This is a genomic window from Anabaena sp. 54 (assembly GCF_017355725.1).
GTDB classification, from domain to species: domain Bacteria; phylum Cyanobacteriota; class Cyanobacteriia; order Cyanobacteriales; family Nostocaceae; genus Dolichospermum; species Dolichospermum heterosporum.
The window spans coordinates 21,337-45,939 of record NZ_JAAVWA010000033.1; the positions used below are offsets into that span (position 1 = coordinate 21,337).

Annotated in this window: 25 protein-coding genes and 1 pseudogene; 13 read left to right on the forward strand and 13 right to left on the reverse strand. The window is 38.6% G+C overall.

Going from position 1 to position 24,603, the window contains the following annotated elements:
- Nucleotides 1-21 precede the first annotated feature (21 nt).
- Nucleotides 22-1,080: an N-acetyl-gamma-glutamyl-phosphate reductase gene (gene argC, locus HEQ36_RS21730; protein WP_168635470.1), complete on the forward strand. Its 1,059-nt coding sequence runs from the start codon at nucleotides 22-24 to the stop codon at nucleotides 1,078-1,080.
- A gap of 80 nt (nucleotides 1,081-1,160) precedes the next feature.
- Here argC and eno (HEQ36_RS21735) read toward each other — a convergent pair whose 3' ends face one another.
- The 3 genes from eno (HEQ36_RS21735) to HEQ36_RS21745 form a co-directional block, all read right to left on the reverse strand.
- The gene (eno, locus tag HEQ36_RS21735; protein ID WP_168635471.1) at nucleotides 1,161-2,450 is read right to left on the reverse strand and encodes a phosphopyruvate hydratase; all 1,290 of its coding nucleotides are present in this window, start codon (nucleotides 2,448-2,450) and stop codon (nucleotides 1,161-1,163) included.
- Between the two features lie 410 nt (nucleotides 2,451-2,860).
- On the reverse strand, nucleotides 2,861-3,571 hold the full coding sequence (locus HEQ36_RS21740; protein WP_015080224.1) for a serine-tRNA(Ala) deacylase AlaX: 711 nt from the start codon (nucleotides 3,569-3,571) through the stop codon (nucleotides 2,861-2,863).
- An 83-nt stretch (nucleotides 3,572-3,654) separates the two neighbouring features.
- Nucleotides 3,655-4,428, reverse strand: a complete 774-nt coding sequence (locus tag HEQ36_RS21745; protein WP_015080225.1) for a hypothetical protein — start codon at nucleotides 4,426-4,428, stop codon at nucleotides 3,655-3,657.
- A 209-nt stretch (nucleotides 4,429-4,637) separates the two neighbouring features.
- Between HEQ36_RS21745 and HEQ36_RS21750 the strand changes: the two genes are divergently transcribed.
- A complete protein-coding gene (locus tag HEQ36_RS21750; RefSeq protein ID WP_168635472.1) occupies nucleotides 4,638-7,088 on the forward strand; it encodes a tetratricopeptide repeat protein in 2,451 nt (816 codons plus the stop codon).
- Between the two features lie 95 nt (nucleotides 7,089-7,183).
- Complete coding sequence (locus tag HEQ36_RS21755; RefSeq protein ID WP_015080227.1) at nucleotides 7,184-7,492, forward strand: hypothetical protein; 309 nt, start codon at nucleotides 7,184-7,186, stop codon at nucleotides 7,490-7,492.
- A gap of 62 nt (nucleotides 7,493-7,554) precedes the next feature.
- Here the strand turns inward: HEQ36_RS21755 and HEQ36_RS21760 are convergent, their stop codons facing one another.
- The 3 genes and pseudogenes from HEQ36_RS21760 to eno (HEQ36_RS21770) all read right to left on the reverse strand — a co-directional run.
- Nucleotides 7,555-7,890, reverse strand: a complete 336-nt coding sequence (locus HEQ36_RS21760; RefSeq protein WP_053539065.1) for a XisI protein — start codon at nucleotides 7,888-7,890, stop codon at nucleotides 7,555-7,557.
- Nucleotides 7,878-8,297: an element excision factor XisH family protein gene (locus HEQ36_RS21765; protein WP_027400758.1), complete on the reverse strand. Its 420-nt coding sequence runs from the start codon at nucleotides 8,295-8,297 to the stop codon at nucleotides 7,878-7,880. The genes HEQ36_RS21760 and HEQ36_RS21765 overlap by 13 nt, the downstream gene beginning before the upstream one ends.
- 33 nt (nucleotides 8,298-8,330) lie before the next feature.
- Nucleotides 8,331-8,765 (reverse strand): annotated as a pseudogene (gene eno, locus HEQ36_RS21770) (phosphopyruvate hydratase); the annotation flags it as partial.
- Between the two features lie 48 nt (nucleotides 8,766-8,813).
- Between eno (HEQ36_RS21770) and HEQ36_RS21775 the strand changes: the two are divergent.
- Together HEQ36_RS21775 and HEQ36_RS21780 are read left to right on the forward strand one after the other, a co-directional pair.
- Complete coding sequence (locus HEQ36_RS21775; RefSeq protein ID WP_233455408.1) at nucleotides 8,814-8,990, forward strand: type II toxin-antitoxin system HicB family antitoxin; 177 nt, start codon at nucleotides 8,814-8,816, stop codon at nucleotides 8,988-8,990.
- Complete coding sequence (locus HEQ36_RS21780; protein ID WP_205748429.1) at nucleotides 8,983-9,126, forward strand: type II toxin-antitoxin system HicA family toxin; 144 nt, start codon at nucleotides 8,983-8,985, stop codon at nucleotides 9,124-9,126. The genes HEQ36_RS21775 and HEQ36_RS21780 overlap by 8 nt, the downstream gene beginning before the upstream one ends.
- Nucleotides 9,127-9,464: 338 nt before the next feature.
- On the opposite strand, the gene HEQ36_RS21785 is transcribed toward HEQ36_RS21780, so the two are convergent.
- Together HEQ36_RS21785 and proB are read right to left on the reverse strand one after the other, a co-directional pair.
- Entirely contained in the window at nucleotides 9,465-10,652 is a 1,188-nt protein-coding gene (locus tag HEQ36_RS21785) for an FtsW/RodA/SpoVE family cell cycle protein (RefSeq protein WP_168635473.1), read from the reverse strand.
- Nucleotides 10,653-10,742: 90 nt separating this feature from the next.
- Nucleotides 10,743-11,852, reverse strand: coding sequence for a glutamate 5-kinase (gene proB, locus HEQ36_RS21790; protein WP_053539063.1), 1,110 nt, complete (start codon nucleotides 11,850-11,852; stop codon nucleotides 10,743-10,745).
- A 686-nt stretch (nucleotides 11,853-12,538) separates the two neighbouring features.
- Here proB and HEQ36_RS21795 point away from each other — a divergent pair.
- Entirely contained in the window at nucleotides 12,539-13,102 is a 564-nt protein-coding gene (locus tag HEQ36_RS21795) for a Uma2 family endonuclease (RefSeq protein WP_168635474.1), read from the forward strand.
- Nucleotides 13,103-13,225: 123 nt separating this feature from the next.
- Here HEQ36_RS21795 and pheS read toward each other — a convergent pair whose 3' ends face one another.
- Nucleotides 13,226-14,218, reverse strand: coding sequence for a phenylalanine--tRNA ligase subunit alpha (gene pheS / locus HEQ36_RS21800; RefSeq protein WP_168635475.1), 993 nt, complete (start codon nucleotides 14,216-14,218; stop codon nucleotides 13,226-13,228).
- A 340-nt stretch (nucleotides 14,219-14,558) separates the two neighbouring features.
- Between pheS and surE the strand changes: the two genes are divergently transcribed.
- Nucleotides 14,559-15,356 (forward strand): 5'/3'-nucleotidase SurE, encoded by a 798-nt coding sequence (gene surE, locus HEQ36_RS21805; protein ID WP_027400770.1) that lies wholly within the window; start codon nucleotides 14,559-14,561, stop codon nucleotides 15,354-15,356.
- A 243-nt stretch (nucleotides 15,357-15,599) separates the two neighbouring features.
- On the forward strand, nucleotides 15,600-16,481 hold the full coding sequence (locus HEQ36_RS21810) for an MBL fold metallo-hydrolase (RefSeq protein ID WP_168635476.1): 882 nt from the start codon (nucleotides 15,600-15,602) through the stop codon (nucleotides 16,479-16,481).
- A gap of 88 nt (nucleotides 16,482-16,569) precedes the next feature.
- Here the strand turns inward: HEQ36_RS21810 and HEQ36_RS21815 are convergent, their stop codons facing one another.
- Complete coding sequence (locus HEQ36_RS21815; RefSeq protein WP_168636213.1) at nucleotides 16,570-16,707, reverse strand: hypothetical protein; 138 nt, start codon at nucleotides 16,705-16,707, stop codon at nucleotides 16,570-16,572.
- Nucleotides 16,708-16,768: 61 nt separating this feature from the next.
- Here HEQ36_RS21815 and HEQ36_RS21820 point away from each other — a divergent pair, with 61 nt between their 5' ends.
- The 4 genes from HEQ36_RS21820 to HEQ36_RS21835 all read left to right on the forward strand — a co-directional run bounded on the left by HEQ36_RS21820 (nucleotide 16,769) and on the right by HEQ36_RS21835 (nucleotide 18,929).
- On the forward strand, nucleotides 16,769-16,858 hold the full coding sequence (locus HEQ36_RS21820) for a helix-turn-helix domain-containing protein (RefSeq protein WP_233455409.1): 90 nt from the start codon (nucleotides 16,769-16,771) through the stop codon (nucleotides 16,856-16,858).
- A 52-nt stretch (nucleotides 16,859-16,910) separates the two neighbouring features.
- Entirely contained in the window at nucleotides 16,911-17,372 is a 462-nt protein-coding gene (locus HEQ36_RS21825; protein WP_290708442.1) for a transposase, read from the forward strand.
- A gap of 143 nt (nucleotides 17,373-17,515) precedes the next feature.
- The gene (locus tag HEQ36_RS21830) at nucleotides 17,516-17,713 is read left to right on the forward strand and encodes a zinc ribbon domain-containing protein (RefSeq protein ID WP_290602872.1); all 198 of its coding nucleotides are present in this window, start codon (nucleotides 17,516-17,518) and stop codon (nucleotides 17,711-17,713) included.
- A 325-nt stretch (nucleotides 17,714-18,038) separates the two neighbouring features.
- The gene (locus tag HEQ36_RS21835; protein ID WP_168635477.1) at nucleotides 18,039-18,929 is read left to right on the forward strand and encodes a bestrophin family protein; all 891 of its coding nucleotides are present in this window, start codon (nucleotides 18,039-18,041) and stop codon (nucleotides 18,927-18,929) included.
- A gap of 7 nt (nucleotides 18,930-18,936) precedes the next feature.
- Here HEQ36_RS21835 and HEQ36_RS21840 read toward each other — a convergent pair whose 3' ends face one another.
- The 3 genes from HEQ36_RS21840 to HEQ36_RS21850 all read right to left on the reverse strand — a co-directional run bounded on the left by HEQ36_RS21840 (nucleotide 18,937) and on the right by HEQ36_RS21850 (nucleotide 22,158).
- A complete protein-coding gene (locus tag HEQ36_RS21840) occupies nucleotides 18,937-19,866 on the reverse strand; it encodes an alpha/beta hydrolase (RefSeq protein ID WP_168635478.1) in 930 nt (309 codons plus the stop codon).
- Nucleotides 19,867-19,887: 21 nt separating this feature from the next.
- Nucleotides 19,888-20,712, reverse strand: coding sequence for an SDR family oxidoreductase (locus tag HEQ36_RS21845; protein ID WP_168635479.1), 825 nt, complete (start codon nucleotides 20,710-20,712; stop codon nucleotides 19,888-19,890).
- Nucleotides 20,713-21,486: 774 nt separating this feature from the next.
- Nucleotides 21,487-22,158, reverse strand: a complete 672-nt coding sequence (locus tag HEQ36_RS21850; protein WP_053539058.1) for a pentapeptide repeat-containing protein — start codon at nucleotides 22,156-22,158, stop codon at nucleotides 21,487-21,489.
- Between the two features lie 439 nt (nucleotides 22,159-22,597).
- On the opposite strand from HEQ36_RS21850, the gene HEQ36_RS21855 reads away from it, so the two are divergent.
- Nucleotides 22,598-24,433: an APC family permease gene (locus HEQ36_RS21855; protein ID WP_168635480.1), complete on the forward strand. Its 1,836-nt coding sequence runs from the start codon at nucleotides 22,598-22,600 to the stop codon at nucleotides 24,431-24,433.
- Nucleotides 24,434-24,603: the final 170 nt, after the last annotated feature.

A 24,603-nucleotide genomic window follows, 5' to 3' on the forward strand; every position in this document is an offset into this window, starting at 1 on the left:
AGTGGATAAGGATTTAAGATCATGGGAAATTTAAGACGCGTACCAGTTGGAATTGTTGGCGCGTCAGGGTATGGCGGAGTGCAGCTAGTCCGACTGCTGATGGATCATCCTGAAGTGGAAATTGTTTATTTAGGTGGTGAAAGCAGCACGGGTAAATCCTTTGCTGACCTGTACCCACATTTCGCTAATATAGTGAATTTGCCCATTGAGGCGGTAGAACCGGAAGTTATTGCTAGTCGTTGTGAAGTGGTATTTCTGTCTTTACCCAATGGACTGGCTTGCCAAATTGCTCCCCAACTTATAGAAAAAGGCTGCAAGGTACTGGATCTGAGTGCTGATTATCGCTTTGGTGATTTGAAAACTTATACAGATTGGTATGGTACAGAAAGAAGCGATCGCTCGACAGCAGCCACAGCAGTATATGGTTTACCAGAATTGTACCGCGATCGCATTGCCGAATCAAATCTAATTGGCTGTCCCGGTTGCTATCCTACAGCCAGTTTACTGGCATTGTCCCCACTGTTAAAACAAGGTTTAATAGTTCCCGAAACAGCCATCATTGATGCCAAATCCGGCACATCTGGAGGCGGCAGACAAGCCAAAGTCAACCTGTTGTTAGCCGAAGCTGATAACTCTCTGGGTGCTTATAACGTTGGTAGACACCGCCACACCCCAGAAATTGAGCAGATTTGTAGTGAATTGGCAGGACATGAGGTAAAAATCCAATTTACACCCCATCTCATCCCGATGGTGCGGGGGATTTTAGCCACTGTGTACGCCACTATGCGCGATCCTGGTTTAGTCCGTGATGACCTCATTACCATCTACAGTGCCTTTTATCGTAATTCCCCTTGGGTGAAAATCTGCAATAGTGGCACTTATCCCCAAACTAAATGGGCGTGTGGCAGTAACAATTGTTATATCGGCATAGAAGTTGACCCCCGCACTGGTCGCGTTATCGTCATGTCAGCCATTGACAACCTGATTAAAGGCCAAGCCGGACAAGCAATTCAGTGTATGAACCTGATGTTAGGCTGGGATGAAACCTTGGGATTACCTAAAGTTGGGTTTTATCCTTAATTCGGTAATGGGTAATGGGTAATGGGTAATGGGTAATGCTGTTTACAATCACCAATCACCAATTACCAATCACCAATTGCCTATTTTGGTCCTAAACCAACAGTACCAGCATAGACGGCGCGATCGCCTAATTCATCTTCAATTCTGAGTAAGCGATTGTATTTTGCTACTCGTTCACTACGACATAGAGAACCGGTTTTAATTTGACCGGCGCGGGTAGCTACAGCCAAATCAGCAATTGTTGTATCTTCAGTTTCACCGGAACGATGGCTAATTACTGAACGGAAACCGTTGCGAGTGGCTAAATCAATGGTTTCCAAAGTTTCGGTTAGTGAACCGATTTGATTCAACTTAATCAAAATCGAGTTAGCGGCTTTTTGTTCGATACCTTTTTGTAAGCGGGTAGCGTTAGTTACAAATAAATCATCACCCACTAATTGTACTTTTGAGCCGATTTTCTGAGTTAGTAATTGCCAACTTTGCCAATCTTCCTCATGTAAACCATCTTCAATAGATACAATCGGATATTGGTCAACCAACTGACCTAAATAATCAATAAACTCAACAGGACTATGGGGTTTACCATCATAAACATATTGTCCATTTTTGTAAAATTCACTTGCAGCCACGTCTAAGGCTAAAGCTACTTCTTCACCGGGTTTGTAACCAGCTTGTTTAATTGCAGCTACCAACAATTCTAAAGCCACTTGGTTAGATTCTAGATTAGGTGCAAAACCGCCTTCATCACCCACACCTGTCAGCAAACCTTTATCATCTAACACTTTGCTAAGAGTGGCAAATACTTCCGCACCCCAACGCAAAGCTTCTTTAAAAGAAGGCGCACCGATAGGAACAATCATAAACTCTTGAAAGTCAACGTTATTAGATGCGTGCGCTCCACCGTTGATCACATTCATTAAGGGGACTGGCAATAAATTTGCCAAAGGTCCACCCAAATAGCGATAGAGAGGAATATCTAAAGCTACTGCACCTGCTTTGGCTGCTGCTAAAGAAATACCTAAAATGGCATTTGCGCCTAAGTTAGATTTGTTAGAAGAACCATCTGTAGCAATCATTGTCCGGTCTAACAATTCTTGGTTGAGGACATCTAACCCTAATAATTTGGGTGCTAATATCTCATTGGCGTTTTTTACCGCCGTGAGGACTCCTTTACCACCATAACGGCTTTTATCCCCATCTCTCAGTTCATGAGCCTCAAATGTGCCTGTGGAAGCACCGCTAGGAACTTGCGCGAGTCCGACTGCACCACCAGCTAAATGTACTTCCGCTTCTAGTGTAGGTCTTCCCCGTGAGTCGAGGATTTCGCGGGAGACAATGGCTTCAATAGCGGTGTCTAGAAATTTAGTCATTCGTGGTTTGTCCTTGATTTTGATTATGTCGTCAGGGTTTAACCTTTACAGTTTACTAATAACCCAATCGTTAGTTTATGTGTTTCTGGGGGAAAATCGGCTGACATTAAAGAAGATTTCCAATCGTGAAGGGTGGTAATGCTCGCTGAGTATGGAAGGAAACATGGAGTTTGTCTGAATCAGGATGCTCAGGATTATTTATACTGCTTGACTGTTTCTGAAGAAATTAGTTGCTATTTTTAATATTTAGGTACAAGATTCTGAGAATCCTCAAATCCTGTAAATCCTGATTCTGACTAATATGAATAAGAAAAGCGATCGCTCTTTTGAAGTGAATATTGCTATACAGCGATCGCTGTATAGCAATATTCAAGATTTAGCTAACTACCATTGAAGAGAATCTTAATCTTTTAGCCTTTTTGATTCAGAGTGGTAATTATTTCATACCCAATTTGAGTTTTTTGTTTTTTACTCTTAATATTTCGGATTTTAATGGAACTAATTTGATTAGCATTAGTCAAATGTGTTCCACCACAGGCTTCTTTTGTTAAACCACCAACATCCAATTTACGGACTCCTGATTCATCAACTATTGTCAGCGGCATACTATTTCTAATTACTTCATCAAGTCTTTCCTCTAGCATTAGCTTTAACTTATCTTCATCAATTGGACTACCTATAAATGTGACTTTAGCTTCTCCAGGAAAGTGATGTCCTTGGACGGCTTTTAAATTTGGTTCAATTTCTTCAGCTAAAGCAGCTAATATGTGTCCTGCGGAATGTAAAGACATTTGTTGAAAACGCCATTCTTCATCAACACGCAGTATAACCATACTTCCAATTTCAAAATCAGGTTTCTCCTTCACAATGTGATTAATTTGAATGAGATTGGGATTAGTAGGATCAAGAACTTCCTTTTGCACAAAGTCAACTTCCATGTCATTTATTCTTCCCTTATCTGAACGTTGACCTCCTCCTTGAGGGTGAAATATTGTTTCATCAACATGAATAGAATAGACATTATATCCACCGAATTCTATCTGCTGAATATCCGTAACTTTAGCTGTTGATTCATATTGGTACTGATGAATCATATACAATGGATTTGTGACAAGCTGCATAATTTAATTTCCTTGACTTAGTTTTGGCAAAATTTAGATGAATTTTTGAGACTGCCTACTATTATTAATTCATTGAGAAAATTCTAACTCCAGTAGGTAAGTGGTAAATTATCGTTTCGATAACCAATAAAACATGAAGCTGTTAATCTATGTGTATTTCCTGGACGAATTGAATGAAGATTTTGGGCATTAAACAGAATTAAATCACCAGTAAATGCTTTAAGACTAGTTGATGGTTCTGGTAAATGACAATGATTAATACCATAAAGACCATCCGACTTATTTTGATAAGATCCATGATCTAAGCCAAATGACCAAAGTTCCAAATCACCTCCATTTTCAGGGACTTGAAGATATATATTCGCTGCTAACTGGGTTTTTATTGACTTTAAACTAGACTCATTTGAAACATTCCATGTAACCATATCTTGATGTGGAAGCACGTATGTTTCTGGTTCTATAACCCGACATAAACCCACAAACATTAATTGTTGATTATAACGTTCAATATTTGCTCCAGATGGCCATATTTCATCTAATTCTAATCGCAGAATATCTATAGGTGATAAGGATGGAGTAAAGTATTGCCGGATTCGATCAATTGATGGTTTAGCTGAGGTAAAATACTGACTTGCAATTTTCTCTGATGACTGAGTTTCAGAAAAAGATAAACCATATCTACCAACTTCACCAGGCGCATAAGCATAAAATTCATACTCATCTCGTAAAATTGTATCTGCACAGTTTTTTGCTTTATTTATGGGAAAATAATTAGGAACCCATATAGCTAATATTTCACCTCTTATGAGTTTTTTGAGAGACTCTAAATCTAATTTTTCTTGTTGGATGTAATTCATGTCTGATCTCCAATATTATTCAATTGAGTCAATTTTTACTCATATTGAATTTAATAGCAATTCAAAAAGTTCATAACTTTTATTTGTCAAAATTGCAACAAAATAGTAAAATCTTCATAAGATTCAGAAAAATATACTAAAAATTCAGAAAATTCAGTTATTATCAAATTAGTTGGGTAAATTTGTAATTATTCGTACATCTCTAACAAATGACTGCGGAAGAAGCATTGAAACTAGTGGAAGTTGCCAATAGCTGGGTTTTTGCCAAGCTAGAAGAAAACCTCTCAGATATCCAGAAGGCCATAATCCAACAGATATTAGAAGGTCAAAAGCTTAAGAATATTGAATTTTTAGGCTATGCAAATAGTTCTATTCAGCGTGAATATGCGCCCAAGTTATGGAGACTGTTAGAGGAGGTAACAGGAGATGAAAAGGTCGGCGTGAAAAACCTACAGGTGATTCTAGAGAGATTGCAAAAACGCGAATTACCGAAAGTTTCAGACACCATAACAGCACAAGCTGAGGAAAGAGAAGGAGAAAACAGTCAAATACAAGAGATTTCAGAATCTTATATAGAGAATGTTCTATGCTATTCATCTGAGCGTGATTTTGTCGGACGTGACGCAGCTATTACCCATATCAACAAACTTGTAAATGAAGGTAGAAAAATAATTGTTATCCAAGCCGCAGGAGGAGTAGGAAAAACAACCTTAGCAAAGCAATATCTAACTCAATTTGACTTGATATTACCACTAGAAATGGCGAAAGATAAAGAAACTATTACTGCTGTTGAAAGTGTGGTTGAAGAATGGCTAAAACAATATTTTAAAGAAGAACCCGGAAGAGAATTTGGAATTACTTTATCAAGATTAAAAACACAATTAAAAACTCGCAAAGTAGGAGTATTAATTGATAACTTAGAACCTGCACTAGATGAAAAAGGAAGATTTGTTGAAAAACATAACGGTTATGTAAGATTATTGGGAATTTTGGCTGATGAAAATGTGCAATCTGTTACCCTAATTACTAGCAGAGAACGCTTATGTGATGACCGTGTGAATGGTATTTATCATTATCCTTTATCTGTGTTGGATGTAACCGCATGGAAAGAATTTTTTACATTTTATCAAATTAAAATTGATACCTTTTCATTGGCAGCAATGCACAAGGTTTATGGGGGTAATGCAAAAGCAATGGATATCCTCCTGGGGGTAATGAGAGAAGATTATAAAGGGGATATGGCCGCTTATTGGCAAGAAAATTGTACTTTCGTGGAAACGGAATTAAAAAATTTAGTTGAAAGTCAATTTAACCGGTTACAAATATTAGATACAGAAGCATATAAACTGCTTTGTCGGCTGGGATGTTTTCGTTATCAAGATGTACCCAGAGTTTCTATTGATGCGCTTTTAGCTTTACTTTGGGATATTTCTGAAGAGAAACAGAAAAATGTAATTAAGTCTTTGCGAAATCGGTGTTTAGTGGAGTTTGAAAAGGGAGAATACTGGTTACATCCAGTTATTCGGGAACAGGCGATAGAAAGATTGAAAGCAAGTGGAGAATGGGAAGAAGTAAATCATAAAGCGGCTGAGTTTTGGACTGAGAGCGTAAATACTATTGAAGCTATAAATGATGCTATAAGAGCATTTGAAGCTTACCATCATTATTTAGCTGTTCCTAATTATGAAGAAGCTGCTGCTGTGATTATAAAAGGGAGAGATAATAAATGGGAGCAAGGTGAGTACCTTGGTAGATCTTTCTATAGGATAGGTTTATTACAGCCAATGATTTCTGGAATTTTATTGTTATTAAATAATTTGAAAAATTGCTACTATTTAAGCTATCTTAATAACATTTTAGGAGATATATATTGGCATACTGGAGATATTAATAAATCTATTAAATGCCACCAAAATTCGAGATTTTTAGTAGTCAATTATTTAAGTTTAAAACATCAGATAAACGAAGAGCAGGATTTATTATTTAAACTCAAAAATCTTGAAATAGGGTCTTTTATGAATATAGGTATCTGTAAACTTGATTTATGGGAACTTGAAGAAGCAATCAATTTTTTTGAGATAACTGTTTCTATGTCTAAAACAACAGGTTATGATAGATGTTTAATTCCTGCACTTTTTGGCTTATCTTTTGCAAAATCATCTTTAAACTGGAAGGATGCAAAAAATGCAGATTTTCATTTAATTGCCAACTTACACTTTTATACCACTACAGTTGATAAAAAAGTAACTACATGGGCTACCATATGGCTTGTATATTTAGGTTTAACATATAAAAATTTGAGAAGTATAGAAAAATCTTTTGAAATGTATAACCAAGCTATTTCTTATGCAGAAGAAAGTAATTATACTCAAGTTAAAGCTAAAGCATTTACTGGTTTAGCAGAACTATATCGAATACAGGATGATTTTGAAAAAGCACTTTCCCATCATTCAGAATCAATCGAACTATTAGATAAAATCGGTGCTAAATGTGACTTAGCAGAAGCATATTACCAACTAGGTTTAACATATCAAAAAATGGGTGAAACCGAAAACAGCCACACCAACTTTAATGAAGCTATCCAACTATTCAACGAAATGGAAGCACCCAAACAAGTTGAGAAAGTGCAAAAAGCGAAAAGAGAAAATATTGATTCATAAAATGTAGGGGTTTAGCAATGCTAAACCCCTACCGCGTTGATATATAATCCTGAAAAATGCTATAATATAAACCAATCGCAAGCTATGTATGAAATATGAAAATAATTCTAGATAACTTAGAACCCAACTTAGTCGAAAATCTCAGATATCAAGCAGAACAACATGGACGGACTCTAGAGACTGAGTTGAAACTAATTTTAACACAAGCTGTTACCAAAAATCCTCAAGAAAATTTTCAGGAACAAACATTAATTCCCCTAGAAATATTAGCAGCACAGGTAAAAGAATCCTTAGATAATACAGGATATAATTCCCATGAGCAAATTATTGATTTAATTCAAGATGTCAAAAAAGAAATGGCTGAAGAACATTTATTAAAAGCACATCATCACAATGAGTTATGATATTCCTCAACGTATTTGTCATAATTTTTTCCAAAACTTCTGATTTTATTTTACACTTTATTTTAAGCTACAGAAAAATCTGTAAACTGCCGATATTCAGGACGAATAAACCCTAAAATAATATCATCCTTTTCTACTCCTAATTCCAATAATTCCGCAGTTATCCCCCTTTCTGTACCATCCCATTCAATGCAGATTTTACCATCAATAATTCGCAGATGAAACACCACTGCATGAACCCTACCTGTTTTATCCCAACCTGTATCCATTAACAAATAATTATCAGATTCTTGATCACAAATACATAAAGCCTCAATTTTTCCATGACTAGGTTTATACTTAGCGTGATTTCCAACAATACTAATTATAATTCTTCTGTATTTTTCTAACTTATCCATTGTACAATTACCTCCTGAATTGGATCGAAAATAATGTAATTAATCTGCTGTTGATCACTTAAAATATCTTGAATAGCTGGTTTAAGAAAAAAGTCTTGATAAGCAGCTTCAGGAATCGCTAAATATAATTTACGTTCTGGATTGATTCTTTTAATTAAACTAACATAAATATTATATTGTCCTAATGTTTTTTCTAATTCTGTAATTAAAGAAGGGCTATTAAAAACTTTTATTTCAATTACAATCTTTTGCTGCATCTTCTGGGCAGCAAATAATTTTTCTGCTCCTAAATCAGCATATAAACGCAAGCCTTTGTATTCTAGTATAAAGGGGTCATCGGTAATTACCCATCCATCTTTCGTTAGAGCATTTTTAACTTGATTGTGATATAAATCGTACTGTGGCATTACTAAATCAAGAATATTAACTTTAGCCTAACAAAAACCACCTTCATCACCCACACCTGTCAGCAAACTCTTATCATCTAACACTTTGCTGAGAGTCGCAAATACTTCCGCACCCCAACGCAATGCTTCTTTAAAAGAAGGCGCACCGATAGGAACAATCATAAACTCTTGAAAGTCAACGTTATTAGATGCGTGCGCTCCACCGTTGATCACATTCATTAAGGGGACTGGCAATAAATTTGCCAAAGGTCCACCCAAATAGCGATAGAGAGGAATATCTAAAGCTACTGCACCTGCTTTGGCTGCTGCTAAAGAAATACCTAAAATGGCATTTGCGCCTAAGTTAGATTTGTTAGAAGAACCATCTGTAGCAATCATTGTCCGGTCTAACAATTCTTGGTTGAGGACATCCAACCCTAATAATTTGGGTGCTAATATCTCATTGGCGTTTTTTACCGCTGTGAGAACAAAAAAAGTATTACCGCCATAATTCATACAGGTGACGATTTTGGTTATGTGGCTGAGTGTGTAGAAATTTCTGTTGTTACTCAAGGGGATACTTTAGATGAAGTTGTGAAAAATTGTACCGATGCTTTTTTTTTGCATTTAGAAGGGGAAAATCCACAGGATTTTGGATTAATTGAACATCCAACTATTCGTTTTATTTTTGAATTACAGCCGATTTATGGCTAAGTTAAGAAGATTATCAGCACAGGAAATCATTGATATTTTTAATCGCTTTGGTTTTGAAATTATTATCCAAAAAGGTAGTCATATTAAATTGCGGAGATTAGGAGAAAATGGTAAGAGTAAGCCACAAAATAAATGATCCTGTTTTGTCATGCTGAGTGTAGCGAATCGAAACGAAGCATCTCATCGTTCCTAGTCTCTGACTAGGAATGCAGTTAATGAGGCTCTGCCTCTAATAAGTAGTGAGACAGAATTAATTACACAATGTCATTGCGTTAGCGCAGCGTGGCGTTAGCCATATATAACGAAGTGAAATGAAGCAATCGCAAGGGTTGTGATTGCTTCCCTTCCCTCGCAATGACTGTAAATATTTTTGTCCAATTACTTATCATTGAAGTCAGAGCCTTCTAGAATTCATTCCCAGTCAGAGACTGGGAATGAGATGACTTGAGTTCTTTGCGGGATAGATGTTTTACGCTAAAAAAATCGTCTTCTTGTCCGAGGTTCAGACGGTGTTCTTCGTAAAGGGACTACTTCTGCTTCACTACCCTCCCTAGCTACTCGAATTAATAACGCAGAAGATACCAAACTAGCAACCATCGAATTACCACCATAACTAAACATAGGTAAAGGTAAGCCTGTAGTTGGTAACGCACCTGTAGTTACACCAATATGTAATAGTGATTGGCCAACCATGACAACTACTACACCAATTGCTACTAATTTGGATGTGAGATTTTTGGATTTAAGGGCAATAATTAATCCTAAAGTGGCAAATATTGCTAACATTAGCAAGAGTAAAATACCGCCAATAAAACCAAATTCTTCGGAAAAAATTGCGAAGATAAAATCAGTATCTTGAATTGGTAAATAGAATAACTTTTGTTGAGAAAGTCCAAATCCCGACCCCCAAGTTTGCCCTGAACCTACGGCTAATAAACTTTGTACTAACTGATAACCATCTCCTGTGGCATCCGCCCAAGGATTCATAAAGGACATAATGCGTTTACGTTGATATTCTTTGATACTAATACTGAGTAATGCTAAAAGCAGACCACCAAAGGCTGTTCCTCCCAAATATTTATATGGTATTCCTGCTGCTAAGGCAATGAACCAAATTGTCATGCCGCAAAGTGCTGTGGTACTTAAGTTAGGTTGGGCAAGAATTCCTAAAAGCACAAGACCAAAAACACCCAACCAAGATAAACGAATTCCCCAAGGTCGTTTTTCCCACTGGCCAAAAAGTGTGGCGCTTTGTAAAACTAAAAAGGGTTTAATTAATTCTGATGGTTGGATAGGAATGGGGCCAATGGCTATCCACCTAGCAGCATCAAAGGCTTTTTTTCCTAATCCTGGTATTAATGTCAGAAAAATCAGCATCAGAAAAAATATTAAAAACCAATGAGATACACCCAAGATTTTTCGCAATGGCAGATTAACAATGATGTTGAAAATAATTAAGGAAGCTATAGCCCAAAGAATTTGCCGTTTAAAATAATACAAACCGTCACCATGACGGGCATCAGCAACGGGATAGGATGCGGAAAAGAGGATGATTAAGCCAATAAACATCCACGTTAATGTTAGCCAGCGCAACAATCGGGCTTCTAAACCCCAGCTAGAAACAGAATTATCAAAAATTGGGATTAAACGGAGTAGATTCACAATTTGGTAATTGGTAATTGGTGATTTTCTTCTTTCTTCTCCTGACTCCTGGGTGGGGAAACCCCGCCCCTACTACAAGAAATCCTGTATTTAAATTAAAACTAAGTTATCTCGGTGAATCACAGTATCTGCGCCTTCATAACCCAGAATTGAGGGGATTTCCCGTGAATGTCGTCCGCAAATTTTCTGCAATTCTTCACTATTATAATTCACTAATCCTCTAGCAATTTCATCACCATTACTATCACACAATTGCACCGCCTCTTGATTGTCAAATTCCCCTTCTACGGCTTTAATTCCCGCTGCTAGTAAGGATTTTCCCGCTTTGACAACGGCAGCGATCGCCCCCTCGTCTAAATATAATTTTCCTCCAGGAATCAAACCATAGGCTATCCAACGTTTGCGGGCTGAGGTTGGTTCTGGTTGCGGTGCAAAATGTGTACCAATGAGTTCCCCCTGAATAATTTTTTCAATGTTTCGGGGAAACTGTCCTTGAGTAATGACTGTACGGATACCAGCAGCGATCGCAATTCTCGCTGCCGAAATTTTAGTCATCATCCCTCCAGTCCCCCATTGAGAACCCTGTCCACCAGTTTGAATCTGTAAATCTGTCAGTTCTTGCATACTACTAACTAAACTAATTGGTTTAGCATCGGGTACGGAACGAGGATCGGCTGAATACAATCTATCAACATCCGTTAATAAAAATAACCAATCTGCTTCTACTAAACTAGCTACTAATGCAGACAGGGTATCATTATCCCCAAATTTTAATTCTTCTACCGCTACTGTATCATTTTCATTAACTATAGGAATTACTCCCAAACCTAGTAATTCTTGAAAAGTATTATTAGCATTCAGATAGCGGCTACGTTGTACCAAATCTGCCCTAGTTAATAATACTTGAGCAATTGGTTGTTGGAGAATACTAAATAAATCATCATATATACGCATTAATCTACCCTGTCCAACTGCTGCTACAGCCTGTTTTAAAGCTATAGTTTTGGGACGTTCCGTTAACCCTAACCGCGCACAACCGACTCCCACCGCGCCAGAAGAAACTAAAATTACCCGATGTCCCTGTCGTCTCAAATCACAGAGGGTTTCCGCTAAAGTAGCAATACTAGAAAGGGCTAATTGTCCTGTTTCTGGTTGAGTAAGGCTAGAAGTACCGATTTTAACAACAATTGTTTTGGTCATTAGTTAGTGGTCAGTTGTTATTCCCAAAAAATTATACAGCGCCAATCCCTCTATGGTGAAGGTTGGCGCTGTACAGGTTTATATTTATCTATTATTTGCTAGGGTCTTTTTAGGCTGACCCTGATGTTATTGAAATTAATAATCTCTGATTTTTTGCGAATTTGATAATTCCTTAACTATTTCTTTAGATTTACTTTCCTGACGAATGATAAATCTTTGTAAAGATTTGTATCTTAAAACTATTAATACAGCACGGCGAAAATAAACCAACCACTATAAATCTCCCAAAAGCTTATACCGTCTTCGTTTTGACCTTTGACTTTTGATTTTCGCCTGGCGGCACTAAGTAGGTAGACGTGAGATAACCAAAATGTGTATTCAATACTGCTCGGTTAAGCCTGAAAAGTCATTATATGGTAGGTTGGGTTGTGGAACGTAAACGTATCCCTGCGGGACACTGCGTGAACGCCAAGCAATCGGAACGAAACCCAACATTATCAAGGATTTTGTTGGGTTTCGCTATCGCTCAACCCAACCTACATTTCCTTAACCGACAAGTATTGAATGTGTATTGTAGAACCAAGAAACATTCCAATATAATTGCGCTGTCGCTTCATCCAACCTACAAAAAATGGCGAAGGTATGGTTATCGTTGATAATATAACTATGCTTTCTAGTTACCAATTATGACTATAGCCACTGAACGCCAGATTACACTAGAAGATTTTCTCAAGTTACCAGAAACTAAACCAGCATCAGAATTTATTAAGGGGGAAATCCTACAAAAACCTATGCCACAGGGTGAACATAGCTTAATTCAGACTACTTTTATTGAAGTTGTCAATGGACTAACCAGAAGTCAAAAAATTGCTATAGCTTTCTCCGAACTACGCTGTACTTTTGGTGGTAGTACCATTGTTCCTGATATTGCGGTGTTCCGGTGGGAGAGAATTCCCACAACTGAATCTGGGAAAATTGCTAACCGCTTTGAAATTCATCCTGACTGGGTAATAGAGATTCTTTCTCCTGAACAACTACAGAAAAAAGTATTAACAAAATTATTGCATTGTTCCCGACATGGAACTGAGTTAGGTTGGTTATTAAACCCAGAAGAAGAAAGTGTATTGGCTGTATTTCCTGGACAAAAAATTGAAATATATGAAGGTGATGATAAATTACCAATTTTGGAAAATATAAATTTAGAATTAACAGTTAAGGAAATTTTTGGTTGGTTGAGTTTTGGTTCATAACTGTAGCAAGGAAAGGGGAATGAGAAACTTTATCAAGGGCGGGTAAACCCCGCCCAGAAATGAATTATGGCTTACGCCACGCTTCGCTATCATTCCCAGGCGGAACTTATGCCCACCTGGATATTAAAATTGTTGTAAGAAGCGCAAATCGCTGTTATATAAACGGCGAATATCATCAATTTGGTGTAATACCATAGCAAAACGTTCTACACCAAAACCAGCAGCAAAGCCGCTATAAACTTCGGGGTCATAACCGACAGATTTTAAAACATTGGGGTCAACCATTCCGCAACCCATGACTTCTAACCAACGTCCTTTCCACTGTAAATCTACTTCGGCAGAAGGTTCAGTAAAAGGGAAATAACTGGCACGAAAGCGAATTGGTAAGTCGCCAAATATTGATTGTAAAAAGATTTTGACAGTTCCTTTCAGGTCTGTAAAAGTTAGTCCTTCATCTATGGCTAAAAGTTCGATTTGATGAAAAACTGCTGAGTGGGTCGCATCTACATCATCTCTGCGATATACTCGACCTGGGGCAACAACTCGAATGGGTGGTTCTTCCTTTTCCATATAGCGAATTTGCACTGAGGAAGTATGAGTCCGTAATAAATTACCATCTGGTAAATAGAAGGTATCTTGCATATCACGGGCTGGATGATCTGGGGGGGTGTTAAGTGCTTCAAAATTGTAGTAATCTGTTTCCATTTCTGATCCTTGGGCAACGGTGTAACCCATGCCGACAAAGATATCTAGGGTTTGGTCAATAATGCCATTGAGGGGATGAATCCGACCTTGGGGACGGTAAATACCGGGCATGGTGACATCTATGGTTTCCGCCTCTAGCTGTGCCTGAATTTGAGCAGATTCTAGGGTTGTGCGTTGCTGGTCAAGGCTGTTTTGAATGGCTTCTTTGACTGTGTTAGCGATCGCTCCAATTTTAGGACGTTCTTCCGCGCTCATTTGCCCCATACTTCGCAATAGCGCCCCCAATTGCCCTTTTTTGCCTAAATAGTTGACTCTAAGTTCTTCTAGGCGTTCTAGGCTATCAGCAGAGGCGATCTCTGTTTCTCCTTCTTGCCGTAATGCTAAAAGTTGATTCTCTAAATTGCTAGTCATTAGTTATTGGTGATTAGTCATTAGTCATTAGTCTATAGTAGGGGACGGGGAACAGGGAACAGGGAACAGGGAACAGGGGGGCAGGGAGCAGGGGGCAGGGGAGCAGGGGGGCAGGGAGAATATTTATTGCCTATTGCCTATTGCCTATTGCCTATTGCCTATTGCCTATTGCCTATTGCCTATTGCCTATTGCCTATTGCCTATTGCCTATTGCCTATTGCCTATTGCCTATTGCCTATTGCCTATTGCCTATTGCCTATTGCCTATTGCCTATTGCCTATTGCCTATTGCCTATTGCCTATTGCCTTCTTCCTGACAACTGACAACGAACAACTGACAAATGAAATTACTAGTTAGCAATGATGATGGAATTTCTGCTTTGGGTATTCGTACCCTAGCCAACACTTTAGCAGCAGCGGGTCATGAAGTGACAGTAGTTTGTCCAGATCGAGAGCGATCGGCAACAGGACACGGATTAACTTTACTGCAACCAATTCGCGCGGAAATAGTAGAATCTGTTTTTCATCCTCATATTAAGGCTTGGGCTTGTGATGGTACGCCTTCAGATTGTGTAAAATTGGGATTATGGGCTTTATTAGATTCTCCACCCGATCTAGTGCTATCTGGAATTAACCAAGGGGCAAATTTAGGGACAGAAATCCTCTACTCTGGGACTGTTTCTGCCGCCATGGAAGGAGTCATTGAAGGTATTCCTAGTATTGCTTTTAGTTTAACCAGTCATACTCATAAAGACTTTCAAACAGCGGCTAAATTTGCCGAAATCCTAGTTGCTAAAATTGCCGCCCAACCACTGCCAGAATTGATGTTACTGAATGTCAACGTCCCCCCCCTATCTTGGGAAGAAATAGCTGGAGTTACTTTTACCAGACAAGGAGTACGACGTTACGTAGATGTTTTTGATAAGCGAACTGATCCCAGAGGTAAAACTTACTACTGGTTAACTGGAGAGGTGATCGAAGATGTAGAACCACCTATAGAATTAAACTTACCAACCCACATTCCCCTTGATGTTCATGCCATTCAAAAAAAATATATCAGTATTACTCCATTACAATATAATTTGACTTATGGGCATGGACTTAATCAGCTATCTGGGTGGGAATTTGAATTTCCCTAGATTTAGGCATTTTCATCTCAGCTAGAAAAAATTATTTTCAGTGACTTTACTGGATTTTGACTAGCTATTACTTAAGTAAATGTAGGAGTCTAATAATGACATTGAAGCCAAAGTGCTTGCAATTTTGAAAGCCGAGTATGTTGTTTTCAGTAATAAAATTTGTAAAATAGCATACACTTAAATCAATAAGAAGTCCTGTGTTTTCATGATTCCTTTGCTCAGTCTAGCCAGTCAACAATACCCATGTCTAGGATAGAAAACCAATTTAATGTGCAGTTTTGGGGCGTTAGGGGCAGCATCCCCAGTCCAGGGCTAGATACAGTCCGCTACGGAGGTAATACTCCTTGTGTCTCCATGCAGGTGGGCGGTAAACGACTAATTTTTGATGCGGGGACAGGATTGCACATTTTAGGTAAATCCTTATTGTCCCAAATGCCAGTAGAGGGGCATTTATTTTTTACCCATTCCCACTGGGATCATATTCAAGGATTTCCCTTTTTTACCCCAGCTTTTATTAGTGGTAATAAATTTGATATTTATGGAGCGATCGCCCCAGATGGTTCTACTATAGAACAGCAGTTAAATGACCAAATGCTGCATCCTAACTTCCCTGTACCATTACAGGTTATGCAGTCTAATTTGACTTTTCACAATGTGCAAATCGGACAGCCCATCAATATTGATGACATCATTATAGAAACCGCTCATTTAAATCATCCCGGTAAAGCAGTAGGATATCGAGTTAATTGGCGAGGTAGTGCTGCTGTCTATATCACGGATACTGAACATTATCCTGATCATTTAGATGAAAATGTCTTGTGGTTAGCTCGCAATGCTGACGTACTCATTTATGATTCTACCTATTCTGATGAAGAATACAGTGACCCCAAATCCCCCAAAATTGGTTGGGGACATTCCACTTGGCAAGAAGCTATAAAAGTTGCTAAAGCTGCTAATGTGAAAACCTTAGTAATTTACCATCATGATCCAGACCACAATGATGATTATTTAGATCGTGTCGGTGAAGATGCTTGTGCGAGTTTTCCCGGTGCAATTATGGCGAAGGAAGGACTAGTTATCCCAGTTAACAAAGAATTTTATCCTCAAAACGGCTGGATTGTCTGATTCTAAAGGTAGGGGGTAGAAACAGCTTGATAATTTCTACCCATAACTATCCATATATTACTGTTTGTCCAAGTCTTCAATAAGTTGATCAACAAAATCCCTCAACCGTTGCTGCTGTGTCAGGGACGGTTTTAATTTTTTCCCTGACTCCAGGTAAAACCTTAAATTGCAAGGGTGATTTATCGTAGGCTACTTGATTTTGTGGTTTAAATTTAATCCGAGGCATTGCTAAATCTTAATATGTCTGATATACTAGATATCATAGCACAACATTGAAGGTCGAATCAATGCTTTTATCATTCAAAACTGCACTAATTCCAAATAACCGACAGATTACAGCTTTTCGCAAGGCTTCTGGAGTCGCTAGACACTGGTAAAAGAATTAAATTACCGTCAATCGGTTGGGTACGATTAGCCATACCTTTACCAATTACCGCAACTCATAACTGTGTAATTTCCCGACAAGCTGATAGATGGTTTATTTCTGTCAAGTACGAGATTGAAAAACCTCCTATACTTGCAGACAGACCGACCATCGGCGTTGACGTAGGAATAAAGGAGTTAGCAGTTTGCAGTAATGGTGAAATATTCAAAAACCCCAAAGCCTACCGCCGGATGAGTAAACGCATGAAACGTTTACAGCGTAGCGTTACCCAGAAGGTCAAGGGGTCTAATAATCGTAAAAAAGCTGTGAGAAAATTGGCTAAATTACACGCCAAAGTTTCTAATATTCGCAAGGATTCTATTCACAAATTAACCTACTATCTAGCTAAAAACCACAGCATAATTAAGATAGAAGATTTGCACGTTAAGGCATTTTTGAAGAACCACAAATTAGCAGGTCCAATTGCAGATTGTGGGATGTATGAATTTAAAAGGCAATTAGAGTAAAAAACTGAGAAGTTTGGCAGTGAATTAATCCTTGTAGATAGATTCTTTCCTAGTTCGCAAATATGCTCTAAGTAGGTGAACACAATAAAACCAAACTGTGTAAAGAAATGTAAAATCGCCTAAACCCTCTTCACTCTTGCCTCTTGCCTCTTGCCTTTTGCCTTGCCATAACGACAATTTTCAACGCCAACCTACTTAACTGCGGTAATCATCGTCATAAAATGCCATTAAAAAGCCGCGTTTATGTTTGTCCTGATTGTGGACATACAGAGGATCGTGACCTCAACGCAGCTAAGAATATTGACCGATGGTTTGTGGATATTTTTATCCCTGTAGCGTAGCGGTTCTTTTTAGGAACTACGGTCAGAAACGGTAAGTTCTACCGAGATTGCCTGTGGAGCGGGCAAACAAGATTGGAAGTCATTCTAAGACCGCGATGAAGCAGGAAATAAACACTAAGATTATTGCTGTCCAGATGTGTCTAGACTTTGGTAATTTTGGGTAAGTTTTATAGAACGGATATCCTCAATTTTCCAAATCCGACAAAGAAAAATGCACCTAAGTAATGGGACAGAATTAATTACACAATTGATTTTTCTGTTCCCTGTTCCCTGTTCCCTGTTCCCTTGCCCCAACGACAATTTTTAACGCCCACCTACTTACTATATGTTAGAGAAAAGACTGTCATGGTTTGAAAGTGCTTTACAAATAAAAGGGTCCGTCATTGCGGCGATTTACAAACGGGTGCTTTTGTGTGGTGGTTTTGGGGTTTTAATTTCCATACTTTATCATCTGAAAATTCCCGTTTCCCAACCAATTTTAGGGACTGTTATTCCCAGCATCGTTTTGGGTTTGTTATTAGTATTTCGTACTAATACAGCCTATGAACGTTTTTGGGAAGGGAGAAAATGCTGGGGGGCAATAGTCAATACTATCCGTAATTTAGCTCGACAAATTTGGGTATCTATTGATGAGAAAGAACCAGAAGATAAAGATCATAAAATTGAGGCTTTAAACTTACTTGTGGCTTTTGGCATAGCGACAAAACTACATTTACGAAGTGAACCTATAAATAGTGATTTAGAAGCATTAATGCCAGATTCTAAATACATCACTCTGAAGATTATCAATAATCCGCCTTTAGAGATTGCCTTTTGGGTTAGCGATTATTTACAACAGCAATATAACCGTAATTGCATTAATAGTTATCAACTGACATCTATGCAGGAACTATTAAATATATTGGTAGATAATTTAGGTTCTTGTGAACGAATTTTAAGAACACCAATGCCGCTGGCTTATGCTATTCACCTCAAACAATTATTATTGCTGTATTGCTTCCTATTGCCATTTCAAATCGTCCAGAGTCTTGACTGGTGGACTGGGTTAATTTCTGCTTTGGTTAGCTTTACGTTGTTAGGTATTGAAGCCATTGGGTTAGAAATTGAAAATCCCTTTGGTTATGACGAAAATGATTTACCTTTAGACGCAATTTGCACGACTATGAAACGAAATATTGATGATTTAATCAGCTTAACTCCTACTGTGCATAAATAATGAAATTTTAAATGGAACTGGAAATAGAAGCTATAAATGGTGATACTACCTCAACAAATGCTTGAGTATATTCATAGGGCATAACATTCTTGCCAATGATTTTGACTCCCTGACCTTGAGGTAAACAATTCAAATAATATGCTAATCTTTCATCGGGAGTTTCTGGTTTACTTTCTTTACTAATGCCGCGAGCTTTTTCTCCCACAACTAATAATGTGCGGTGAGGAATTGAAGCAATATCATGACTATAATCCCTTTGCCAAAATCTGGCTAAAAAAGCAAATACAGCATAACGCCCATTCATATTCTTAGCATCTGCCATGAGAGTATTTAGCCATTCATCATCAACGTTTTCACTGAGAGCAAATAATTTTTCAGATGAGAAAGAATGTAAAAATTTGCGGGTACGGGCATAGCGAAAAAAGGCATTACCTATGGGAGATGTAAAAATACTCCAAAGTAAGTTCTGTTGCCATTTGGGGGCATTTTTAGTAATAACTGGACGAGAGGTAGGATCAGATAATACTAACCCGGCAATTAGGTCTTTTTCTAGTTTCACTAATTCAATGGCAACTGGCAATAAAGCCCCTTGAACTACGATAATAACGGGTTGTTTAATTACAGTTTGCAAAAAGTATTGTAGCTGTTTTGCCCAGTTAATTGGTGTATGTGCTAAGGCTGGCATATCACTTTCACCACATCCCAATAAGTCGGGATTGTAGATATAATTTTGGTGATTTTTATCATACCATTCTCGGCAAAATCGTTGCCAAAATTGCCGTGATAAACCTACACCGATAGGATGAATTAAAAGTAAAGGAATGCCTGTTGCTGGCGAATTGATAGGTTGATGAATTTCGTAAGCACAGCGATAGTTTTGCCAAGAATAATACTGGGTTGGCAATGCTGTTCCGTTGTTGATTGTAGCTGATGACATGATGATAATTGGGAATGGGGGCTAAAAAATTATTTGCGGGTGAATGAATTGATATCCAGCATCTTTAAGCTTTTGATTGGATACCCAGGCATTATAGGGGCGGATGTTTTTATTATCTGCATCCCAAATAACTTTAGGTAAATTGTTTTTTGTCATCACATTATCAAGTAATTCTTTATTTGTCAGATGACTATCATCTACAAGATTATAAATGCCTTGTAAGCGATGCTCACGAGCAAATTCTATGGTGTTAACAATATCGTCAAGATGAACCCAATTGGTGATATCTTCTCCATTTCCGGGACGAGTTGTTCCTGCGGCTCTACCAAAGATTTTTTCCAGTTCTCTACCCGGTCCATAAATACCACCTAACCGTAAAATACAAATGCGGGTGTTTTCATTGTTTGCTGATAATAATATATCTTCTGTTTTTCTGAGTAGTTGAGAATTGCGATTAGCTGGGGCTGGCGGGCTTTCTTCATCTACCCAGATACCATTTCTGTCTCCATAAATTGAATAACTACCTGTATAGATGACTTGGTGAATATGAGGAAATTGGGGTAAGAGAGAAACTAGATTTTTCGCAGTATCTACATAAGTTTCTTCATAAGAATCTGCATTTTTTGCCCCGACACTTAATAAAACAATTTCTTGATTTTTTAATACGGCTTTCAAACTTTCTAGATTATTACCTGATGTGACAATAACTCTTTGTGCTACTGTTTCTAAAGTAGGAATACGTTCTGGGCTAGTGGTAGTTGCGGTCAGCATAAAATTACTGTTTGACTGCCAATATTTGCTAACTGCACAACCTACATAACCACAGCCAATAATTGCAATGTTCATGATCATTAATAGAACTAAAATAAATTATTTTTAACAATTACCAGTCAATCGTCAATAGTACAGGAATCCAGAAGTTTTTGACTAATAAGTATTAGTTTTACTTAAAATTTTCTGCCTATTCAAATATATAACCTGAGAAGGAAGCCACATTGATCATTAAATTTTGTGAATACAGCATTCCTATTTTGTATGTAAACTTGACTTCGGGAGTCAAAGAGCAGGAAGTAGATTCTCTCACATATTATGGATTATGGCTATATTATTAATTTTAATGGCTATAACTAAGTAGGGTTTGCTGAAAAAGTTGTCTGTGAGGTCAGGAGTATGGCTAACGCCACGCTAGGAGGTAGGGGCGCAGGGCCTGCGCCCATTCAGGAGTATGGCTAACGCCACGCTGCGCTATCAGCAAGCCCTAAGGGACTTCCAATTAAAAAAATACCCAAAAATTTCTTGTGGTGCGGGACGAATTGCCCGCTAATCATCAAGGACGGGCAGGATGCCCATCCCACAAAATTGGGTAATTTATTTTTTGGTGTTCCCTAAGTAGGTGAACGGAAAAAAACCAAACTCTGTAAAGAAACGTAAAATCCCTGAAAACTTCTTTACTCTTGCCTCTTGCCTATTACCTCTTGCCTATTACCTCTTACCTCTTACCTCTTACCTCTTGCCTCTTGCCTCTTGCCTCTTGCCTCTTGCCTCTTGCCTCTTGTCTCTTGCCCCTTGCCTCTTGCCTCTTGCCCCTTGCCTCTTGCCTCTTGCCTCTTGGGATTGTTTTCAGGTATGAATTATACCATCAGGCATGATGGCTCCAGCTAATTTAGCTCCAATCAATTTTACCAGCAGGCGATCGCCTGAACGAATTCTCGCTCCTGTCAAATCAGCGCCCCGCAAATCAGCACCGCTAAGATCCGCACCAATCAAATTAGCCGAGCGTAAATTGGCATCTCTTAAATCCGCTAAGAGTAAGTTAGCTCTAAATAAATTAGCTTCTGACAAATCCGCACCTCTGAGAATCACCTTGTGCATAAAGGTATCACTAAGATTAGACCCACTTAGATTGGCATAGCTCAAATTTCTGCCTGATAAATCCCGGTTACTCAAATTAGCACGACTAAAATCTTTACCGCTTAAATCTGAATTTGGCTGTGGTTGTTGATAAGTTGTGTGTGGTGGATAAGAGTATGTAGATGATGGTTTATTGGCTTGAGGTGCTGGAGAATAAGCGCGAGTGGGCTGGTTATCCCGTAAAGATCGCAGTTTATCACGAGCTTCATTAAATAATTTCAGCTTTTCCTGGGCTTTGTGTTGCAAGCGCAGATTGTCTTTAGGCAGACGGTCTGGATGCCAAACAAACACTAAATCTTTATAAGCCTGGTTTATTTGTTCGAGTGTAGCCCCTGGCTCTAATTCTAAGATTCTGTAGTATCGCTCCAGTTCGCTCGTCATGGTGTATTGATGAATATTAATTAATAATTGAACAAATGATGAGTTATGCGGTTATTTTTTCAGTATAGCGACTGATTACTACACTTCGTTTCGTAATGCCTCTGGCACGCTGCGCGAACAGAATGACATTGGGCATTTCTTTTTGTGGAGTTCTCTTAAGAGTTAATAGGGGAAATTTTTCACTAAAACCGTTCTTTTTGCGGGAAATAAATCTGATAATTTTCCTGCAAATTCACTATAAGATGTTTCCGCCTGCGTTTTGCACCTTCCCCAGCATCGAGCGGTAGTTAAAGAGGCTTGTTTTTGTTAGCAAAATTTTAGGCTAAAATGTAATGGTTAATTTGTTACAAATCTGCCTAAATTACTATATTCTGTAAACTCAGGTTTGAGTTTATTCTCAACTGAGTTCTAGTTAACATATTTTCCAAGCGGACTTTATATGTCCTTCTACCCTCAAATTAAGCAATTTTTCCTCGGTAAATCCTTACCAACGAGCGCCCATAGCGAAGAACGATTGAGCAACGCGGCAGCTTTGGCGGTTCTTTCTTCTGATGCTCTTTCCTCTGTGGCTTATGCAACAGAAGAGATTTTGCTCGTTTTAGTGACAGCAGGAAGTGGCACTCTCGGCTTGTCTCTACCCATTGCGATCGCAATTATCGCCCTTTTAGGCATAGTTGTTCTTTCCTATCGGCAAACCATTCGTGCTTATCCTAATGGCGGTGGTTCTTACATTGTCGCTAGAGAAAATTTGGGTCTTTATCCAGGACTAGTGGCTGGTGGTTCGCTGATGATTGATTATATTTTGACTGTCACTGTCAGTATATCTGCGGGTACAGCGGCTTTAACATCAGCAATTCCTGCACTCCAATCTCATACAGTGCTTCTGTGTTTGATTTTCATTTTCTTATTAATGCTGGCAAATCTTAGAGGTGTCAAGGAATCAGGACAGTTGTTTATGGTTCCGACCTTTGCCTTTATTGTGAGTATTTTTCTATTAATTGGCATTGGGCTGTTTAAATATAGCACTGGGCAAGTTCCGGCAGCATATCCTGCTCTTCCTGCTACGGAAGGAATAAGTTTATTCTTCATCTTACGGGCTTTTTCGGCGGGATGTACAGCATTGACGGGGGTGGAAGCAATATCTGATGGGGTATTAGCTTTTAAAGCCCCAGAATGGAAAAATGCTCGGCTAACTCTGTTGTATTTAGGGGTGATTTTGGGATTTATGTTTGTGGGTATCACTTACCTAGCAAACATTTATCATATTGTTCCCGAAGATGGACAAACAGTAGTTTCCCTCTTGGGAAGAGTAATTTTGGGGACAGGACCTATTTACTATTTTCTGCAAATTGTTACCCTGTTGGTTTTGATGTTAGCTGCAAATACCAGTTACGCGGATTTTCCTAGACTGTGTTATTTTCTGGCACGAGATGGATTTTTACCCCGTCAGTTGTCCCTATTGGGCGATCGCTTGGTCTACTCCAATGGTATTATTCTCCTCAGTAGTTGTGCGGGAATTTTAGCGATTATTTTCAAAGGTGAAGTTAACGCCATTATCCCTCTCTACGCAGTGGGTGTATTTACTTCTTTTACCCTTTCCCAAGCTGGCATGGTTCGTCACTGGTTTCAAGGACAAACTACTAATTGGCGTGCAAGCGCAATTATGAATGGGTTAGGAGCATTCGCTACTCTCATTGTATTGTTCGTGATTATTTCTACAAAGTTCATCTTAGGTGCTTGGTTAGTTGTAGTAGCAATTCCGTTAGTCGTGGCTTTATTTGCAGCCATTCATCAACATTATCAATATGTAGCCCAACGTCTGAGTATTGAAGATTTAGCACCCCGAAGTTATATCTCCATTCCCAAACCAGCGGTTATCACTCACCCTGCGGTAGTCGTGGTCGGACAACTGAACCGAGGCACAGTAGAAGCTTTAGACTATGCACGGACAATTGCTGATGAAATTGTGGCTGTTCACGTAGATATTGGGTCTACGAACCGGGAAAAACTTCAAGAAAAATGGCAAAATCTCCAATCGGATATTCCTTTGGAAATTATTGACTCTCCCTATCGTTCTGTAATTGACCCAATTGTGGATTTTGTTACTCAGTTTAAAGAACTTCATCCAGATGTTTTTACAACTGTGATTATCCCAGTTTTTGTACCTCGTAATTGGTGGGATAGTGTTTTACATAATCAAACCACTTTGTTTTTAAAGAATGCTTTACGAGCTAAGAAAAATCGTATTGTCACAACTGTTAGATATTATTTATAGGGAACAGGGGGCAGGGGGTAGGGAAGTAGGGGGAGTAGGGAAGTAGGGGGAGTAGGGGGAGTAGGGGGAGTAGGGGGAGTAGGGGAAGTGGGGGAAGTGGGGGAAGTGGGGGAAGTAGGGGGAGTAGGGGGAGTAGGGGAGTAGGGGAGAAATTTCATTCTTCATTCTTC

Coding starts and splice junctions, on each gene's coding strand:
- eno (WP_168635471.1), bottom strand. CDS start 2,450: ATGACTAAATTTCTAGACACCGCTATTGAAGCCATTGTCTCCCGCGAA.
- HEQ36_RS21845 (WP_168635479.1), bottom strand. CDS start 20,712: ATGAACATTGCAATTATTGGCTGTGGTTATGTAGGTTGTGCAGTTAGC.
- HEQ36_RS21780 (WP_205748429.1), top strand. CDS start 8,983: ATGGCTAAGTTAAGAAGATTATCAGCACAGGAAATCATTGATATTTTT.
- HEQ36_RS21835 (WP_168635477.1), top strand. CDS start 18,039: ATGTTAGAGAAAAGACTGTCATGGTTTGAAAGTGCTTTACAAATAAAA.
- HEQ36_RS21760 (WP_053539065.1), bottom strand. CDS start 7,890: ATGGATAAGTTAGAAAAATACAGAAGAATTATAATTAGTATTGTTGGA.
- HEQ36_RS21850 (WP_053539058.1), bottom strand. CDS start 22,158: ATGACGAGCGAACTGGAGCGATACTACAGAATCTTAGAATTAGAGCCA.
- surE (WP_027400770.1), top strand. CDS start 14,559: ATGAAATTACTAGTTAGCAATGATGATGGAATTTCTGCTTTGGGTATT.
- proB (WP_053539063.1), bottom strand. CDS start 11,852: ATGACCAAAACAATTGTTGTTAAAATCGGTACTTCTAGCCTTACTCAA.
- HEQ36_RS21740 (WP_015080224.1), bottom strand. CDS start 3,571: ATGCAGCTTGTCACAAATCCATTGTATATGATTCATCAGTACCAATAT.
- HEQ36_RS21815 (WP_168636213.1), bottom strand. CDS start 16,707: ATGCCTCGGATTAAATTTAAACCACAAAATCAAGTAGCCTACGATAAA.
- pheS (WP_168635475.1), bottom strand. CDS start 14,218: ATGACTAGCAATTTAGAGAATCAACTTTTAGCATTACGGCAAGAAGGA.
- HEQ36_RS21765 (WP_027400758.1), bottom strand. CDS start 8,297: ATGCCACAGTACGATTTATATCACAATCAAGTTAAAAATGCTCTAACG.
- HEQ36_RS21795 (WP_168635474.1), top strand. CDS start 12,539: ATGACTATAGCCACTGAACGCCAGATTACACTAGAAGATTTTCTCAAG.
- HEQ36_RS21840 (WP_168635478.1), bottom strand. CDS start 19,866: ATGTCATCAGCTACAATCAACAACGGAACAGCATTGCCAACCCAGTAT.
- HEQ36_RS21755 (WP_015080227.1), top strand. CDS start 7,184: ATGAAAATAATTCTAGATAACTTAGAACCCAACTTAGTCGAAAATCTC.
- HEQ36_RS21820 (WP_233455409.1), top strand. CDS start 16,769: ATGCTTTTATCATTCAAAACTGCACTAATTCCAAATAACCGACAGATT.
- HEQ36_RS21810 (WP_168635476.1), top strand. CDS start 15,600: ATGTCTAGGATAGAAAACCAATTTAATGTGCAGTTTTGGGGCGTTAGG.
- HEQ36_RS21750 (WP_168635472.1), top strand. CDS start 4,638: ATGACTGCGGAAGAAGCATTGAAACTAGTGGAAGTTGCCAATAGCTGG.
- HEQ36_RS21855 (WP_168635480.1), top strand. CDS start 22,598: ATGTCCTTCTACCCTCAAATTAAGCAATTTTTCCTCGGTAAATCCTTA.
- argC (WP_168635470.1), top strand. CDS start 22: ATGGGAAATTTAAGACGCGTACCAGTTGGAATTGTTGGCGCGTCAGGG.
- HEQ36_RS21745 (WP_015080225.1), bottom strand. CDS start 4,428: ATGAATTACATCCAACAAGAAAAATTAGATTTAGAGTCTCTCAAAAAA.